This window comes from Achromobacter xylosoxidans (assembly GCF_014490035.1).
In the GTDB taxonomy this organism is placed as follows: Bacteria; Pseudomonadota; Gammaproteobacteria; order Burkholderiales; family Burkholderiaceae_B; genus Achromobacter; species Achromobacter bronchisepticus_A.
Genome location: NZ_CP061008.1, coordinates 4,197,607 through 4,213,573, shown reverse-complemented (window position 1 = coordinate 4,213,573; position 15,967 = coordinate 4,197,607). Strand labels below are relative to the sequence as shown.

15 protein-coding genes are annotated in these 15,967 nt (G+C 66.1%); 11 read left to right on the top strand and 4 right to left on the bottom strand.

Translation table 11 applies throughout. The annotated features are described in order from the left end of the window. Complete coding sequence (locus IAG39_RS19545) at nt 1–315, bottom strand: non-heme iron oxygenase ferredoxin subunit (protein WP_054459045.1); 315 nt, start codon at nt 313–315, stop codon at nt 1–3. A gap of 403 nt (nt 316–718) precedes the next feature. On the opposite strand from IAG39_RS19545, the gene IAG39_RS19540 reads away from it, so the two are divergent. The 9 genes from IAG39_RS19540 (at nt 719) to IAG39_RS19500 (ending at nt 11,328) form a co-directional block, all read left to right on the top strand. Then, entirely contained in the window at nt 719–1,822 is a 1,104-nt protein-coding gene (locus IAG39_RS19540) for a TRAP transporter substrate-binding protein (RefSeq protein ID WP_059378455.1), read from the top strand. A gap of 23 nt (nt 1,823–1,845) precedes the next feature. Continuing rightward, nucleotides 1,846–4,248: a xanthine dehydrogenase family protein molybdopterin-binding subunit gene (locus tag IAG39_RS19535; protein WP_118933892.1), complete on the top strand. Its 2,403-nt coding sequence runs from the start codon at nt 1,846–1,848 to the stop codon at nt 4,246–4,248. Further along, on the top strand, nt 4,245–5,072 hold the full coding sequence (locus IAG39_RS19530; protein WP_118933891.1) for an FAD binding domain-containing protein: 828 nt from the start codon (nt 4,245–4,247) through the stop codon (nt 5,070–5,072). The genes IAG39_RS19535 and IAG39_RS19530 overlap by 4 nt, the downstream gene beginning before the upstream one ends. 5 nt (nt 5,073–5,077) lie before the next feature. After that, on the top strand, nt 5,078–6,298 hold the full coding sequence (locus IAG39_RS19525; RefSeq protein ID WP_118933890.1) for a xanthine dehydrogenase family Fe-S subunit: 1,221 nt from the start codon (nt 5,078–5,080) through the stop codon (nt 6,296–6,298). Between the two features lie 63 nt (nt 6,299–6,361). After that, the gene (locus IAG39_RS19520; RefSeq protein ID WP_059378459.1) at nt 6,362–7,387 is read left to right on the top strand and encodes an ABC transporter substrate-binding protein; all 1,026 of its coding nucleotides are present in this window, start codon (nt 6,362–6,364) and stop codon (nt 7,385–7,387) included. Next, nucleotides 7,384–8,193, top strand: coding sequence for an ABC transporter ATP-binding protein (locus tag IAG39_RS19515; protein WP_059378461.1), 810 nt, complete (start codon nt 7,384–7,386; stop codon nt 8,191–8,193). The genes IAG39_RS19520 and IAG39_RS19515 overlap by 4 nt, the downstream gene beginning before the upstream one ends. Further along, nucleotides 8,190–8,966 carry an ABC transporter permease gene (locus tag IAG39_RS19510; RefSeq protein ID WP_118933889.1) on the top strand — a complete coding sequence of 259 codons (777 nt, stop codon included), beginning with the start codon at nt 8,190–8,192 and terminating at the stop codon, nt 8,964–8,966. Before IAG39_RS19515 ends, IAG39_RS19510 begins: the two co-directional genes overlap by 4 nt. 74 nt (nt 8,967–9,040) lie before the next feature. Next, nucleotides 9,041–9,667, top strand: coding sequence for a TRAP transporter small permease subunit (locus IAG39_RS19505; RefSeq protein ID WP_118933888.1), 627 nt, complete (start codon nt 9,041–9,043; stop codon nt 9,665–9,667). Between the two features lie 2 nt (nt 9,668–9,669). Beyond that, nucleotides 9,670–11,328 (top strand): TRAP transporter large permease subunit, encoded by a 1,659-nt coding sequence (locus IAG39_RS19500; RefSeq protein ID WP_059378465.1) that lies wholly within the window; start codon nt 9,670–9,672, stop codon nt 11,326–11,328. 35 nt (nt 11,329–11,363) lie between these two features. On the opposite strand, the gene IAG39_RS19495 is transcribed toward IAG39_RS19500, so the two are convergent. Then, nucleotides 11,364–12,164 (bottom strand): class I SAM-dependent methyltransferase, encoded by an 801-nt coding sequence (locus IAG39_RS19495; protein WP_118933887.1) that lies wholly within the window; start codon nt 12,162–12,164, stop codon nt 11,364–11,366. Nucleotides 12,165–12,472: 308 nt separating this feature from the next. After that, on the bottom strand, nt 12,473–13,297 hold the full coding sequence (locus IAG39_RS19490; protein WP_118933886.1) for a class I SAM-dependent methyltransferase: 825 nt from the start codon (nt 13,295–13,297) through the stop codon (nt 12,473–12,475). A 297-nt stretch (nt 13,298–13,594) separates the two neighbouring features. Between IAG39_RS19490 and IAG39_RS19485 the strand changes: the two genes are divergently transcribed. Continuing rightward, nucleotides 13,595–13,852, top strand: coding sequence for a helix-turn-helix domain-containing protein (locus IAG39_RS19485; RefSeq protein WP_013393124.1), 258 nt, complete (start codon nt 13,595–13,597; stop codon nt 13,850–13,852). A gap of 3 nt (nt 13,853–13,855) precedes the next feature. Next, nucleotides 13,856–15,202: a type II toxin-antitoxin system HipA family toxin gene (locus IAG39_RS19480; protein WP_118933885.1), complete on the top strand. Its 1,347-nt coding sequence runs from the start codon at nt 13,856–13,858 to the stop codon at nt 15,200–15,202. A gap of 81 nt (nt 15,203–15,283) precedes the next feature. On the opposite strand, the gene IAG39_RS19475 is transcribed toward IAG39_RS19480, so the two are convergent. Continuing rightward, entirely contained in the window at nt 15,284–15,967 is a 684-nt protein-coding gene (locus tag IAG39_RS19475; RefSeq protein WP_118933884.1) for a GntR family transcriptional regulator, read from the bottom strand.

Here is a 15,967-nt window from a genome sequence, read left to right as displayed (position 1 = left end):
TCAGCCTTGCAGGTTGGCATAGATGTCCTGGCCTTCGACCTTGACCGGATAGATGCGGATGCCGGTGGTGGCGGGCGCGCACATGGCCTGGCCGGTGCGGATGTCGAATTTGGCCTGGTGCAGCGGACATTCGATGCAGCCGTCTTCCAGATAGCCGTCGGACAGCAGCGCGTAGGCGTGGGTACAGACATTGTCGGAGGCGTGGAACTCGCCTTCGATGCGATACAGCGCAAGCTGTTTTTCGCCGGCGGCGACGGGGATCACCTCGTCGTCTTCGGTCAGTTGGTCGGTAGAGGCAATGCGGATCCAGTTCATATCAACTCGCTCGTCAGTATGCTGAGTAATTGTCGTCAGTGTACTGCCTAAAAAAACAAGTCAGGAGCTAGGGATTTCCCCGACAGGCGGCGGGTCGAAGGGCGGCGGCGGGGGCCTATTATGCACGGCGTTCGCAGCCCACAATCGCGGCCGTCCGCTATATGTAAGGAGTACCCGCAAATAGCCCTCGGACCCGTGAAAAAAATTCGCCGAAATGAGTGCAAACCCAGGCGTTTCGCGGGCGTCGGCAGTGGGGATTTACCTTGTTGACACTCAAAATTACTGTCAGTATGCTGATCAACAATTCAGTGTGCTAACGTTTTTTTCGGGTGTACGCGAGTGGCGTTGGCATGAGTTGAGGCGGGTCCAAGGGGACTCAATCGAACCAGATCGGGAGCAATGAATGCAACGACGCCGTTTCCTCGCACAAGCCGCCGGCGCAGCCGGCGCGGGCCTCGCCACTGTGGGCATGCCTGCCGTGGCGCAATCCGCGCCGTCGGTGCGCTGGCGCATGTCCACCAGCTGGCCCAAGAGCCTGGACACCATCTACGGCTCGGCCGAAGAACTCTGCAAGCGCGTGGCGCAGCTGACCGACGGCAAGTTCGAGATCCGCGCCTTTCCCGGCGGCGAACTGGTGCCCGCGGCGCAGAACATGGACGCGGTCAGCAATGGCACGGTGGAATGCAACCACGTGCTGAGCACGGCCTACATCGGCAAGAACACCGCCCTGACGTTCGACACCGGCCTGTCCTTCGGCCTGAGCGCGCGCCAGCACAACGCCTGGATCGCCTACGGCGGCGGCTTGAAGATGCTGCGCGCGCTCTACAAGAAGTACAACATCGTCAACCACGTCTGTGGCAACGTCGGCGTGCAGATGGGCGGTTGGTACCGCAAGGAAATCAAGTCCGTCGCCGACCTGAAGGGCCTGAACATGCGCATCGGCGGCATCGGCGGCATGGTGCTGTCCAAGCTGGGCGCGGTGCCGCAGCAGATCCCGCCGGGCGACATCTATCCCGCGCTGGAAAAGGGCACCATCGACGCGGCCGAATGGATCGGCCCCTACGACGACGAGAAGCTGGGCTTCAACAAGGTGGCGCCGTACTACTACTCGCCGGGCTGGTTCGAAGGCAGCGCCTCGATCACCAGCATGGTGCACGACAAGGCATGGGAAGCCCTGCCGCCGGCCTACCAGGCCGCGTTCGAGGCGGCGGCCGGCGAGCAGACCATGCGCATGCTGGCCAATTACGATGCGCGCAATCCGTTGGCGCTGCGCAAGCTGATTGCCGGCGGCGCCAAGGTCAGCTTCTTCCCCAAGGAAGTGATGGACGCGGCGTACAACGCCTCGCAGGAACTGTGGGTCGAGCTCTCGGCCAAGAACCCGGACTTTGCCGCCATCTTCCCCGATTGGAAGAAATTCCAGGCCGAGCAGGCGGCCTGGTTCCGCGTGGCTGAAAGCCCGCTGGACAACTACACCTTCGCCGCCGTGGCGAAGGCCCAGGCCAAGTAACAAGCAGGAGATAAAGGGTAGTCATGACGACAGCAAACGCCGATACGCACGGCCGGCCAGGCAAGCCGCAGGGAGTAGGCGCGCGGGTGCCGCGCAAGGAGGACGCGCGCCATCTGCACGGCAAGGGCAATTTCGTGGCCGACATGGCCATGCCCGGTCTCTGCGAGGTGGCTTTCCTGCGCAGTCCGCTGGCGCATGCGCGCATTGCCTCGGTGCGCGTGGCCGAGCAGATCGCGGACAAGGCGTTTGTGCGTCAGGCCATGGCCGACGCGCGCGACATCGTGGCGGATTCCACCTTGCCCAGCTACCAGGTCTCGGCCCAGCCGCCGCTGGCCTCGGGCAAGGTGCGCTTCGTGGGCGAGCCCGTGGCCATGGTGTTCGCGCCGACCCGCGCCGAAGCCGAGGACTACGCCGAGATGATCGAGGTCGACTACGACGATCTGCCGGTGTATGCGGACGTCGTCAGCGCCCAGGCCGCCCAGGGCGATTTCGTGCACGAGCAGTGGCGCGACAATGTCTTCGTCACGCTCAACGTCGACAAGCAGTTCGACGAGCTGGCGGCGCAGGCCGACGTGGTCGTGCGCCGCAAGATCGACCTGTCGCGGCAATGCATGGTGCCGATGGAAGGAAAGGCCGTGCTGGCCTACTGGGACCATCAGGCCGACCAGCTGGTGGTGGTCAGCGCGACCCAGGTGCCGCACATGATCCGCAGCGTGCTGGCGCAGTGCCTGGACCTGGAGCAGGGCCGGGTGCGGGTGGTGTCGCCGGACGTGGGTGGCGCCTTCGGCTACAAGTGCGTGCTGCAGCAGGAAGAGCTGTGCGTGGCCTGGCTGGCCAAGACCTTCAAGAAGCCGTTCCGCTTCATCGAAGACCGCCGCGAACACCTGACCGCGGGCGCCAATTCGCGCGAGCACCATTATGAAATGGTGGCCTACGCCGACCGCCGCGGCAAGCTGCTGGCGCTGGACGCCAAGATCACCATCGACGGCGGGGCCTATTCGGTCTGGCCGTTCACCATCGGCCTGGAACCGGGCCAGGCCATCGGCAACCTGCCGGGACCTTATGCATTCAAGGGCTATCGCTGCGTGACGAGGGCGGTGGCCACCAACAAGCCGGGCTTCGTGCCGTATCGCGGCGTGGCGCGCACCGGCGTGTGTTTCGCCATGGAGCTGACGATGGACGCGATCGCCCGCGAGGTCGGACGCGAGCCTTGGGAAATCCGCCAGGAGAACCTGGTGCAGGGCGAGCAGATGCCCTATGTCAACGTCACCGGCAAGCACCTGGACAGCGGCGATTATCCGGCCAGCCTGCAGCAGGCCATGGACATGATAGGGGTGGACGCCGTCCGCGAGCGTCAGCGCCAGGGCGAGGCGGACGGCCGCCTCATCGGCGTGGGCCTGGCGACGTACACCGAGCAGGCCGCGCACGGCACTTCGGTGTTCGCCGCCTGGGGCACGCCCGTGATCCCGGGCTTCGACCAGGCGACCGCGCGGGTCACGCCGGACGGCGGGCTGGAACTGCGGGTCGGCGTGCATTCGCACGGGCAGGGCATGGAAACCACCTTCGCCCAGATCGCCAATGAGATCCTGGGCGTGGACGTCGCCAGCATCAAGCTGCTGCACGGCGATACGGGGCAGACGCCGTTTTCCACCGGGACCTACGCCTCGCGTTCGCTGGTGATGTCCGGCGGCGCCGTGTCGCAGGCCTGCAAGCGCCTGCTGCCGCGGCTCACGCATATCGGCGCGCATCTGCTGCAGGCCGACCCCGCCAGCGTGGCCTGGAACGGCGACCGGCTGGAAGCCGGCGGCAAATCGGTGTCGGTCAAGGACGTGGCCGACGCATGGTACTTGCGGCCGCAATTGCTGCCGCCCGACGTGGACCCCGCCGGCCTGGAAGTCACCGTGGGCTACAAGCCCAAGGTCGACACCGGCTGTTTCACCTACGCCACCCATGCGGCGGTGGTGGCGGTGGACCCGGGCACGGGCGGCGTGGAAATTCTGGATTATGTAGTGGTGGAGGACTGCGGGACCATGATCAACCCCATGGTGGTCGAAGGCCAGACCATAGGCGGCGTGGCCCAGGGCATAGGCACCGCGTTCTACGAGGAAACGCCTTACGACGACAACGGCCAGCCGCTGGCTTCGACCCTGGCGGACTACATGCTGCCTGGGGCCACCGAGGTTCCGAACATGCGCCTGCACCACTTCGAGACGCCGTCGCCGCATACCGAATTCGGCGCCAAGGGCATGGGCGAGGGCGGCGCCATCGCGCCGCCGGCGGTGCTGTTCAATGCGGTCAACGACGCGCTGCGGCCGTTGGGCGCGGCCGAACTGCTGCGCACGCCCTTGTCTCCGACCCGGGTGCTGGCCGCCATCGCTCAGGGCAGCCGCAAAACCGCAACCGTCGCCGCGGAGGTGACGGCATGAAGGCCGCCGCATTCGAATATTCCCGCCCGGACACGCTGCAGGACGCCTTGCAGGCGCTGCGCGGGCACGAGGGCCGCGCCAAGCTCATGGCCGGCGGCCAATCGCTGGGCCCCATGTTGAACCTGCGCCTGGCGCGTCCGCCCGTCGTCATCGACATCTCCGGCTTGTCCGAACTGCGCACGGTCTCGCGGCAGGATGGCAGGCTGCGCGTCGGCGCGGCCGTGACCCATGCCGAGATCGAGGACGGCGTGCACGAACTGTTGCGCGGGACGCCCATGCAGCAGGTGGCGCCGGGCATCGCCTATCGCGCCATCCGCAACCGCGGCACGCTGGGCGGCAGCCTGGCGCATGCCGATCCGGCCGCCGACTGGGTGCTGACCGTGGTCGGCCTGGGCGCGACGCTGGAGATCGCCGGGCCGGACGGCGTGCGCATGCTGCCGGCGGAAGACTACATGCAGGGCGCCTACACCACCGGGCTGCGCGAAGACGAGCTGATCGCCGCGGTGCACATCCCGGAAGCCGGGCCGCAGGCGCGCTGGGGCTACTACAAGTTCTGCCGCAAGACCGGCGAATTCGCCGAGGCCAGTTGCGCCGCGTGGTTCGATCCGTCCTCGAAGACGGCGCGCATCGCGGTGGGGGCCCTGGACGGCGCGCCCAGATTGCTGCCCCAACTGGCCGCGCGCATCGCGCAGCACGGACTGGCGGGCCTGGATGAAGCGCTGCTGGCCAGCGAGCTGGCCGGCGTCATGCAGGACAAGGATGAACACCATCGCAAGCTGCACGGGACCGCGGTGACGCGCTGCCTGGCGCAGGCCTTGGGTTGACAGGAATGAGCATGGTTCAGGTGACATTGGAAGTAAACGGCAAGCGCGTGTCGCACGAGGCGCCAGCGCGCATGCATCTGGGGGATTTCCTGCGGGATCAGGCGCGCCTGACCGGCACCCATCTTGGCTGCGAGCACGGCGTCTGCGGCGCCTGCACGGTGCTGGTGGATGGCGCGCCGGTGCGCTCCTGTATCTCCTTCGCAGTGGCCTGCGAAGGCCGGCAGGTGACCACCATCGAAGGCTATGACGCCGATCCGGTGATGCAGCGGCTGCGCGCCGCCTTTACCAGGCACCACGCCTTGCAATGCGGTTACTGTACCCCGGGCATGCTGGCGACCTCGCGCGATATCGTGCTGCGCTTGCCGGATGCGGATGAAGGCCGGGTGCGTGTCGAGCTGTCCGGCAATCTGTGCCGCTGCACCGGCTACATGGGCATCGTCGCCGCCGTCATGTCGGTGCTGGCCGAGCTCCGGGAACAACCCGACCCCGCGGTAGAGGCGCTGCGCGCCGCCCAGGCGCAGGGCCGCGGCGCCGCGCCTGCGGCGGAAAAGCCGGTGGCGTTCGCGGGGTTCACGCCGGCCGCGGCCAGCCATCCGGCTGCAAGCGCCGCTGCGGCGCCGGCTCCGGCAGCCGCTCCGGCCGGTAGGAAGGAAGGCAAGAAGGAAGGCCGTGGCAGCCAGATCGACGGCGGCTTCAAGGTGCCTTTCCCGGCTGCGGAGGTCTGGGCCTTCATGGTGGATCTGCCGGCCCTGGCCAGCTGCCTGCCGGGCGCCTCGATCGAGGAACACGAGGGCGACCGGGTCAAGGGCAAGATCGCGATCAAGTTCGGCCCCATGTCCGCCGCCTTCAATGGCGCGGCCCGCCTGGAACGCGACGACGCGGCCATGCAGGCGGTGTTCCGCGGGGCAGGGCAGGACTCGCTCAGCCAGTCGCGCGCCAACGGCGACATCACGTATCGCGTGGAGGCGCTGTCGCCTACGGAAACGCAGGTCCACGTGAACCTGCTGTATTCGCTGCAGGGACCGTTGGCGCAGTTCTCGCGTTCCGGCCTGGTGCAGGACTTCGTGCGCCGCATGATCGCGGATTTCGGCAACAACGTTACCGCCCGGCTGCGCCGGCCCGCCGCCGCGGGCGAAGCGCCGGTCCAGGCCAGTTTCAATCCCACGGCCATGTTCTTCAGCGTGCTGTGGGCGCGCATCAAGCGGTGGTTCGGCCGCGGCGGCTGAACACGCGTGGTACCGGCGGCCGCGGGCGCGGCCGCACAGTGTCGACACATAACGGGGAAAATCATGCTCGCGGTATTCGCAAGAAACTGGCGCAACGCATTGTTGGGCCTGGCCGCTGTCGCGCTCAGCGCGCCCGCCTGGTCCCAGGCTTTGGAACCTTTGAAGGTGCGGCTGGACTGGACGCCCTGGGGCGTGCACGGCGCGTTCCACCTGGCGCAGCAGAAAGGCTGGTACAAGCAGGCCGGCCTGGACGTGACGCTGGAAGACGGCAACGGATCCGTCACGACGGTGCAGATCGTCGGCGCCGGCGACAGCTTCGACCTGGGGCATGCCGCCCTGGCTTCGGCCATGATCGCCCGCGAGAAAGGCATGCCGGTCAAGGCCGTGGCCGTGTTCGCCCGGCAGAGCGATATCGGGCTGCTGGTCCCGGCCGACGCCGGCATCACCGGCCCGGCGCAGCTCAAGGGCAAGAAGGTGGCCTATACGGCGGGCTCGCTGGAAGCGCCGTTCATCGACGCCTTCCTGGCCGCGGGCAAGCTCAAGAAGAGCGATCTGGAACTCATCAACGTGGATGCCGCCAGCAAGGCGTCGACCTATGCCGTGGGGCGGGCCGACGCGGCATTCTCCACCATTCCGTTCTTCCTGCCCGTGGTGTCGCAGAACCGCCCGTCCAGCGCGGTGCGCTTCGCCGATTACGGCCTGAACATGCCCAGCTTCGGCCTGTTCGCCAATGAGTCCAAGCTGGCACAGCGGCGCGATGCCATCGCGCGCTTTGCCAGCGTCAGCGCGCGGGCCTGGGAGTACATCTACGCGGGACACCAGGACGAGGCGGTTGCCGCCATCCTGGCGCAGCGGCCGCAGGCGCGGCTGGACAAGAAGGTGCTGCGCGGGCAGATCGACGCCTTGCAGCCGTACTTCGGCCAGCCGGCGGCGGGCGCGCGGCTGGGCGCCATCGTGCCGCAGGACTGGACGCAGGCCGTAACGACCTTGTCGACGGTCGGGCTGATCAGCGCCAGCGCGCAGCCCGCCACGTTCTATGCGCCCGACCTGGTGCATCCGGAACGCTACGACAGCCTGGTGCAGCCATGACGCAATGGGCCGTGTCCGCCAAGGACGTGCGCAAGCGCTACCCGGGCGCGGCAGGCGTCGAAGCGCTGGCGTCGGTGTCGGTAGACGTGCCGCGCGGCCGCTTCGTCAGCATCCTGGGACCCAGCGGCTGTGGCAAGAGCACGTTCCTGCGTTGCGTGGCCGGGCTGGAGACTGTCTCCAGCGGCGAGCTGCGGGTGGAGGGCGTGCCGGTGCAGGGGCCGCCGGACGGCATGGGCATGGTGTTCCAGCGCGACGCGCTGCTGGAATGGCGCAGCGTGCGCCGCAACATCCTGCTGCCGGTGGAATTCGCGCACAAGCCGGTGGCCGCCTATGCCGACAAGGTGCGCGCGCTGCTGGCCCTGACCGGGCTGGAGAAGTTCGCCGAGAGCTACCCGCGCGAGTTGTCCGGCGGCATGCGCCAGCGCGCCGCCATCTGCCGGGCGCTGGTGGACGATCCGAAGCTGCTGCTCATGGACGAACCCTTCGGCGCGCTGGATGCGCTGACGCGCGACCAGATGAACGTCGAGCTGCAGCGGATCTGGATGGAAACCCGCAACACGGTGCTGTTCGTGACGCACGGCATCGCCGAGGCCGTGTTCCTGGGCGACGTGGTGATGGTGTTCTCGCCGCGCCCGGGCCGCATCCTCGAAACCATAGAAATCGACCTGCCGCGGCCCCGGCCGCTGGCGCTGCGCGAGACGCCGCAATTCGGCGAATACGTGCGGCACATCCGCGGCATGTTCCAGAGCATGGGCCTGATAGACGAGGGCGCGCGCGCCGCGTCCGGCGTGGAGTCCGTCCAATGAGCGCGCTCTTGAAAGGCGCGGGCCGGCGCATGGCCGGGCTGGTGTCGGTGTTGGTCTTCCTGCTGCTGTGGGAAGCCGCGGCGCGGATTTTCCATGTGCGCGCCATCATGCTGCCGCTGCCTGGCCAGGTGGCGCTGGAGCTGGCCGCGGAATGGAGCTGGTACGCCGGCCATGCCGCCTATACGCTGATGACCACGCTGGCCGGCTTTGCGCTGGCGGTGGTGGGCGGCGTCGCGATCGCCGTCATGCTGGTGGGATCGCGTTGGTTCGAACGCTTCATCTATCCCTTGATCGTGGCCCTGAACAGCGTGCCCAAGGTCGCCATCGCGCCCTTGTTCGTGATCTGGATGGGCACGGGCGCCGAACCCAAGATCGCCATTGCCTTCCTGATCGCCGTGTTCGCGATGATCGTGGACACCGTCCACGGCCTGCGTTCGGTGCCGCAGGACGTGCTGGACCTGGGCCGCGTGCTGAAAGGTTCGCGCCGCGATTTCTTCTTCAAGGTGCGGCTGCCGAGCGCGCTGCCTTCAATCCTGGCGGGCATGAAGGTCTCGATTTCGCTGGCGCTGGTGGGCGCCATCGTCGGCGAGTTCGTCTCCTCGCAGCGCGGTTTGGGCTACGTGATCATGAGCGCCCAGGGCACCTTCGACACGGTGCGGGTGTTCGCCGCGATCTTCGTGCTGGCCCTGATGGGCATGCTGCTGTTCGCCTTGCTGGGGTGGCTGGAAAGGCGCGTGACGCCCTGGCTGCGCCACCACCGCGAAGACGACTGACAGGTTCAAGCCCGGGGCACCACGGGCTGAATGTGGGGCAGGTGCGTGATTAGAAACGATTCTGGGGAAAACAGATGCAAGCACTACTCGCCTTGTCGCGTGGCATAGACGCGATCAATCTGCGCATGGGCCGGGCCGTGTCCTGGGTCACGCTGCTGGTTGTGCTGGTGAGCGCCGGCAACGCCATCATGCGCAAGATATTCCATGACAGCTCGAACGCCTGGCTGGAGCTGCAGTGGTACATGTTCGGCGCCATGTTCCTGCTGACCGCAGGCTACACGCTGCTGAAGAACGACCACGTCAGGGTGGACATCATTGCGTCGCGGCTGTCGCGCCGCGCCCAGATCGGGATCGAGATCTTCGGCGTGCTGTTCTTCCTGCTGCCCGCCTGCCTGCTGATCATGTACCTGTCCTGGCCGGTGTTCATGGATTCGTACCTCAGCAACGAGCATTCCTCCAATTCCGGCGGACTGATCCGCTGGCCGGTCAAGCTGCTGATTCCGGTGGGCTTCGCGCTGCTGGTGCTGGCCGGCGTGTCGCACCTGATCAAGTGCGTGGGCTTCCTGATGGGACGCTGCCGCGATCCGCGCGAACGCGAAGGCGCCAAGAGCGCGGAAGAAGAACTGGCCGAGGAAATTGCCCGCGAAGCGCAGGCGCGCGAAGCGGCCGCGCAGAACGAACTGGATAAGAAGGGCCGCTGATCATGGAGTTTCTCATTGCCAATCTGGCGCCGATCATGTTCGCGACGCTGATTATCTTTCTTCTGTTGGGCTTTCCGGTGGCGTTCGCGCTGGCGGCCAACGGCATTCTGTTCGGCCTGGTCGGCATGGAGCTGGGTCTGCTCAACTCCTCGCTGTTCCAGGCGCTGCCGCAGCGCGTGTTCGGCATCATTTCCAACGACACGCTGCTGGCGGTGCCGTTCTTCACGCTGATGGGCCTGGTGCTGGAACGATCCGGCATGGCCGAGGACCTGTTGGAGACCATAGGCCAGCTGTTCGGCTCGATCCGTGGCGGCCTGGCCATCGCGGTGGTCTTCGTGGGCGCGATGTTGGCGGCGACCACGGGCGTGGTGTCGGCCTCGGTCATTTCCATGGGCTTGATCTCGCTGCCCATCATGTTGCGCAACGGCTACGACCGCAAACTGGCCAGCGGCGTGATCGCGGCGTCCGGCACGCTGTCGCAGATCATTCCGCCTTCGCTGGTGCTCATCATCCTGGCGGACCAGCTTGGGCGTTCCATCGGCGACATCTACCGCGCCGCCATGGTGCCGGGCTTCATCCTGGCGGGCCTGTACATCGTCTACGTCGTCATCATGAGCCTGCTGAAGCCGGATTCGGCGCCAGCGCTGCCGGAAGAGGCGCGCCGCTTCCAGGAGCCGAACGGCGGCCGCGGCGGACGTTCGCTGCTGGTGCTGATGACGATTTCCGCCGTGTCGGCCTACTTCCTGGGACTCTGGGTCGAGAACAACACCGCGCCGATGGACGAGCGCATCGTGGTGGCGCTGCTGTTCTGGGGCGCGACGGCCTTCGTCATCGCGCTGGTCAACAAGGCGCTGGGCCTGGGCCTGCTGTCGGCCCTGGCCGAGCGCGTAACCTTCGTGATGATCCCGCCGCTGGCGCTGATCTTCCTGGTGCTGGGCACCATCTTCATCGGCGTGGCCACGCCCACGGAAGGCGGCGCCATGGGCGCGGTGGGCGCCATCCTGATGGCGGTGGCGCGCCGCCGCCTGTCGCTGGACCTGCTCAAGCAGGCCATGGACACGACCACCAAGCTGTCCTGCTTCGTGGTGTTCATCCTGGTGGGTTCCACCGTGTTCGGCCTGACCTTCCGCGCCGTCAACGGCGACCTGTGGGTCGAGCATCTGCTGACCGGCCTGCCGGGCGGACAGTGGGGCTTCCTGATCGTGGTCAGCATCCTGACCTTCGTGCTGGCCTTCTTCCTGGACTTCTTCGAACTGGCGTTCATCATCGTGCCGCTGCTGGGGCCGGTCGCCGACAAGCTGGGCATCGACCTGATCTGGTTCGGCGTGATCCTGGCCGTCAACATGCAGACCTCGTTCATGCACCCGCCGTTCGGCTTCGCGCTGTTCTACCTGCGATCCGTGGCGCCGCGCGACCGCTACAAGGACCGGGTCACGGGCAAGATGATCGAGCCGGTCACCACGGGACAGATCTATTGGGGTTCGGTGCCGTTCATCGTGATCCAGCTGTTGATGGTGGCCGCGGTGATGGCGTTCCCGGGCATGGTGATGCACTACAAGGGCACGGCCGCCGTCGTCGATCCCAGTTCGGTTTCGCTGGAGGTCGGAGGCAGCGGCTACGGGGGCAGCGCCTACGGCGCGGATGCCAATCCGTTCAAGTGATGCGGCAGGGGCGCCCAGGGGGCGCCCCTTGATTTTCAGGGCTTGACCGCGTGTGTGGCCAGGAACGTCGGCAGGAAACGGTCGATCAGGAAGCGCGGCTGAGGCTGCTCATCCTCATAGAATCCCTTCAACAGGAATCCGGCTTCCAGCTGGCCGCCGATCTGTTCGCCCAGACTGTGCCCGAACACCAGCGCGTCGCCCCGGCCCTGCTTTTCCGCCAGTTCCGATGCGCTCAGGTCGCGCAGGTCGGAGTAGGGCAGCCGGAAGCGCGGCCGGATCAGACCCTGTTCGGCCAGTTCCGGCGCGCGGTCTCCGACGAACACGACCGGGTTGTAGAAGCTGCTGAGCAGCCTGCCGCCATGCTTCAGCACCCTGAAGCACTCCCGCCATACGGGCCGCACGTCAGGCACGTACAGGTTGGAGATCGGATGCACGATGCAGTCGAAGGACGCGTCGGCGAACGCCGAAAGATCCCGCATGTCTCCCTGCGCGGTTACGAGCGCCAGGCCGTCGCGGCGCGCGACCATCTCGTCCTGGGCCAGCTGCAGCGGCGAAGCGTCGAACACGGTCACGTCCGCGCCGGCGGCGGCCAGCACGGGCGCCTGTTGGCCGCCGGCGGAGGCCAGGCACAGGATGCGCGGAGCCGGAGTCATCGCCGGCAGCCAATCCGCGGGCAGGGCGCGCGGCGTGATGTGCACCCGCCAGTCGCCGCGGCGCGCGGCCTCGATCGTTTCGGGGCCGACCGGTTGCGACCAGGCGCATTGCTGCGCGGCCTGGCGGTCCCAGGCAGCGCGGTTGTGTTGATAGATATCGATGGTGGTGTCAGTCGCAGGCATTGCGTTTTCCTTGTGTGAAGGGGAAAACTGCCGATGCGCGGAATCCGCGAGCCTGAGCCTTGCGGGGGCAATCCGCGGCGCGCCGATGGGCGCCGGGTCCTGCAAGACATCAGAATGGAACAAGCAATGCGGCTCGCGCGCCAGGCAGCGCGGGGAGTCAAGATGCGCGTGGGCATCCCGGCATTTACTTGTTCACTCTGAGTGCTCCGGTGAAAGGGGAGAGGGTTGCAAGCTTAACCCGGGCGGCGCGGCGGGGACAAATGACAGTCTGGAACCGGCGCAGGCTCGACGCGGCGCCGGACCCGCCACTACGCGCCGCGCGGCGCCGTGATGACATGCGCCTGGATTCTTCCTGTGATGGGACCCGCGCCGTAGCGCGCGCGCAGCGCGTCGGCCGCCGCATTGACGGCCTGATCCAGCATGTCCGCGCCGCGGGCCTCGATCTCGTTGCGCAACGGCGTACCCTGGCAATAGGCCATGGCAGCCGTTTGGGGCGTGTCCGCACGGCTTTCGAAGGCAACGGTTTCCAGCGTCTGCCGGTCGGTGAATCCGGCGCGGGCCAAGTCGGCTCTGATGACGGCCGCGTCGTAATAGCCATGGGGAATCCGGCTCATGAACCGGGGCGGGTCGCCGGGGAACAGCCGAGCCAGGGCCTGCTCCACCGTGTCGGCAAACGCGTTGTCCTCGATGCGGTCCCAGACGTTGAACAGGAAGGCGCCGCCGGGCCGCAAGACCCGGCGCGCTTCGGCGTAGGCTGCGGCCTTGTCCGGCAGGAACATGTAGCCGAACTGGCAGACCACGGCATCGAAGGTCTGGTCCTCAAACGGCAGCTTCAGGGCGTCGGCCTGGCGCCAGGTGACGGCGCGGCTTGTGCCCAGGGCCTGGGCCTGTTCCAGCATGGCCGGATTCAGGTCGGTCGCGACGATGGCCGCGCCAGCGGGCAATTGGTCCGCGAGCTGGCGCGTCACCGCCCCGGTGCCTGCGGCGACCTCCAGCACGGCGGAAGGGCGCAGCGCTGCCGTTCGCGCGGCGATGTCCGCCGCATAGGGTTGGAAGACGAGAGGAACCATGTACCGCTGGTAGAACTGCGGAATGGATCCGGAGAAAACACGATCGCCAGGGGTGGTGTTCATGATGTTCGACTCCAAAGCGGCCGCGCGGAGCGGTCTTCAGATTGAACTTGCCCTCGTCCGGTGCCGGACGGGAATTCTATTTTAGGCAATGCGAGTAGGTGTGGCGAAGAGAGGAACGATGCGAGAGGCTTACATCCTTGTAGCCCCTGGGCCTCATATTCCGGGAGTCGGCCTGATTTTGTAGCCCCTGGGGAGCGGAATGGTTGGCTGGCGCATATAGTTTAGTTCGATCCATTTTGTGCCTTTTGGGCTACAAAATGGATAGAATGTCCTTGTTTTGATGCCCAGGGGCTACAAATGACGACTTTAGGTGATGTGGCGGAAATGCTGAAGAACGTCCGTAAGCAGAATCGCCTTTCCCAAGACGAACTGGCCTCTCGCGCTGGCGTTGCTCGTACGACGGTTACGCGCATGGAAACGGTGGCGCGTGGAGACATGAGTGTGTCCGCGCTGGTTCGTTTACTGGATGCTGCGGGTTATGACCTCAAATTCGTAAAGCGCGGCCATGGCCGGACCGTTGAAGACATACTTGCTGAACAGCGACGCGGAGAGTGAGCTATGCGGCTGGACGTGTACGTTCTCGGGCAGCAGGTCGCCAAGCTCTATCGCGAGGCTGACGAGTATGTTCTTCAATATGAGCCGGACACGCCGGACAGCAGTTTCGTCAGTCTGGCGATGCCGGTACGCCAAGAGGCGTGGCGTTGGCCACGCGATCTGCATCCATTCTTTCGCCAGAACCTGCCCGAAGGCTACCTGCTCGGCGTGATCCGCGAACTGTTCGGACCTCTTCTGGATGGGACTGATCTTTCACTGTTGGCCGTGATCGGGGCGGCCGGTATCGGCCGGGTGGCCGTGACTGTGGAAGGTGCCGCGCCGGGTGTCGACCTCAGTCCGTTGAACATTGACGAGCTGCTTACCGCCGAGAAATCAGCTGCCCTTTTTGAAGAGCTGGTGCGCCGTTACGCGCGTAGTGCGGTATCAGGCGTGGTGCCAAAATTTCTTGCACCAGAAGAACGGTTGGGCGCGGGGAAGGACGCAGGCAAGACGACGTTGCGCACTGCCCAGCACATCATCAAAGGTTCGGATAAGGCGACCGACTTCCTGGGTTTCAACGAGCACTACACATTGAAAGTGCTCGCACGCCTGAACGTTGTGCCGGTGGTTCAAACACAGATGTCCGCGGATGGACGGATCCTGGTGGTGGATCGCTTCGATGTGGACACTGAAGGACGGCCTGCCTATGGGGTGGAGGACGCCTGCAATCTGCTCGGCCTGCCGCCGCACGAAAAATACAGTCCGTCGACAGAACGGGCGCTGAGCGCGACCAGGGCATATATTCCGTCTGCCATCAGACGCCAGCAGAACTTGCTGTTTGCTTGGCAGACGCTTGCAAACTACGTCGTGCGAAACTCCGATTGCCACGCCAAGAACATTGCCGTGTACTACTCAACCCTTGGGGATGTGCGCTACACGCCGGTGTATGACGTGGTGACGACCCAGGCGTATCCACAATTCAGCAGCGCGCCGGGCTTGGCCGTGGCTGGCCGGAAGACCTGGTCGCCGGGCAAAGCGCTCTCGCGATTTTGCACCGCTCGGCTGGATATCTCGCCCAGGGACTACCAGGACATGGTCGAACAGCTCTGTGAGTCTGCTGTGGAGGTCGGCAAGGAGATCATAGAAGCGGCCAAGAATGAACCGCGATGGAAATGGATCGCCAGACAGATGGTGCATGCTTGGAATGAGGGCATGTGCTCGCTTCGGAGCGTTCAACTGGAAAGGAAGTACCGCGGACTTGAAGCTGCCATAGAGAATGCCGGGCTCGGGGCGCCAGATGTTCCAGCGTCCGCCAACGCGGCTATAGGACGTTCTGAAATGATCGCTCCGCCCGCCCGAAAGCGGACATGACGAACGAGGGTAGCGGCGTCATGTCCATGAACGGAAGTCGAGGTCTCCCGCGCGATGGGCAAGAATGGCGGTTGCGGCCGCCTAAGCGCCCAGCCGCGCCTGTTCCGCCGCCAGATAAGCGTCCCGCGACGGCAGCAGATGCTCCCGGCACAGCGCCATCAACCCCTCCCGGTCGCCATCCCGCAGCGCGTGGATCATGGCCCAGTGTTCCTGGCGGGCGCGTTCGCGGTAGCCGGCGGCGGCCAGCGAGCCGAAGCGGATGGGGTGGGTGCGGCGGGCGTATTCCTCGATGGCCTGGCCCAGCACCGCGTTGTCCAGCAGGCTGAAGAACTCGCGATGAAAGCGCTGGTTGCTGCGGAACACGCGACGCGCGTCGCCATCGGCGACCGCGGCATCGTGTTCACGCTGCACGGCCACCAGCGCCGCCAGCCGTGCCTGCGGCACGGGCAGCGGGATCTGGCTGGCGGCATGCACTTCCAGCACCTGGCGCAGCGCGTACAGCTCCATGACTTCGCGCACCGCGTACGCGCGCACGACCGCGCCGATGTTGCGCTTTTTCTCCACCACGCCGAGCGCCTCCAGGTCGGCCAGCACCTGGCGCACCACGTGGCGCTTGAGCGAGAAGCGCGCCATGAGTTCGTCTTCGGTCAGGCGCTGGCGCGGATGCAGCCGGCCGAAGACGATGTCTTCTTCCAGGATGGCGACCGCGGCCTGCGCGGCGTCCGGGGCCAGTACCGGCGCGGAGTCGGGGGCGAGGGCGTCCAT

What these genes read in the sequence shown, in the direction of transcription:
- IAG39_RS19495 (WP_118933887.1), bottom strand. Translation starts at nt 12,164, where the DNA reads ATGCCTGCGACTGACACCACCATCGATATCTATCAACACAACCGCGCT.
- IAG39_RS19515 (WP_059378461.1), top strand. Translation starts at nt 7,384, where the DNA reads ATGACGCAATGGGCCGTGTCCGCCAAGGACGTGCGCAAGCGCTACCCG.
- IAG39_RS19505 (WP_118933888.1), top strand. Translation starts at nt 9,041, where the DNA reads ATGCAAGCACTACTCGCCTTGTCGCGTGGCATAGACGCGATCAATCTG.
- IAG39_RS19530 (WP_118933891.1), top strand. Translation starts at nt 4,245, where the DNA reads ATGAAGGCCGCCGCATTCGAATATTCCCGCCCGGACACGCTGCAGGAC.
- IAG39_RS19540 (WP_059378455.1), top strand. Translation starts at nt 719, where the DNA reads ATGCAACGACGCCGTTTCCTCGCACAAGCCGCCGGCGCAGCCGGCGCG.
- IAG39_RS19500 (WP_059378465.1), top strand. Translation starts at nt 9,670, where the DNA reads ATGGAGTTTCTCATTGCCAATCTGGCGCCGATCATGTTCGCGACGCTG.
- IAG39_RS19485 (WP_013393124.1), top strand. Translation starts at nt 13,595, where the DNA reads ATGACGACTTTAGGTGATGTGGCGGAAATGCTGAAGAACGTCCGTAAG.
- IAG39_RS19510 (WP_118933889.1), top strand. Translation starts at nt 8,190, where the DNA reads ATGAGCGCGCTCTTGAAAGGCGCGGGCCGGCGCATGGCCGGGCTGGTG.
- IAG39_RS19535 (WP_118933892.1), top strand. Translation starts at nt 1,846, where the DNA reads ATGACGACAGCAAACGCCGATACGCACGGCCGGCCAGGCAAGCCGCAG.
- IAG39_RS19490 (WP_118933886.1), bottom strand. Translation starts at nt 13,297, where the DNA reads ATGAACACCACCCCTGGCGATCGTGTTTTCTCCGGATCCATTCCGCAG.
- IAG39_RS19475 (WP_118933884.1), bottom strand. Translation starts at nt 15,967, where the DNA reads ATGGACGCCCTCGCCCCCGACTCCGCGCCGGTACTGGCCCCGGACGCC.
- IAG39_RS19520 (WP_059378459.1), top strand. Translation starts at nt 6,362, where the DNA reads ATGCTCGCGGTATTCGCAAGAAACTGGCGCAACGCATTGTTGGGCCTG.
- IAG39_RS19525 (WP_118933890.1), top strand. Translation starts at nt 5,078, where the DNA reads ATGAGCATGGTTCAGGTGACATTGGAAGTAAACGGCAAGCGCGTGTCG.
- IAG39_RS19545 (WP_054459045.1), bottom strand. Translation starts at nt 315, where the DNA reads ATGAACTGGATCCGCATTGCCTCTACCGACCAACTGACCGAAGACGAC.
- IAG39_RS19480 (WP_118933885.1), top strand. Translation starts at nt 13,856, where the DNA reads ATGCGGCTGGACGTGTACGTTCTCGGGCAGCAGGTCGCCAAGCTCTAT.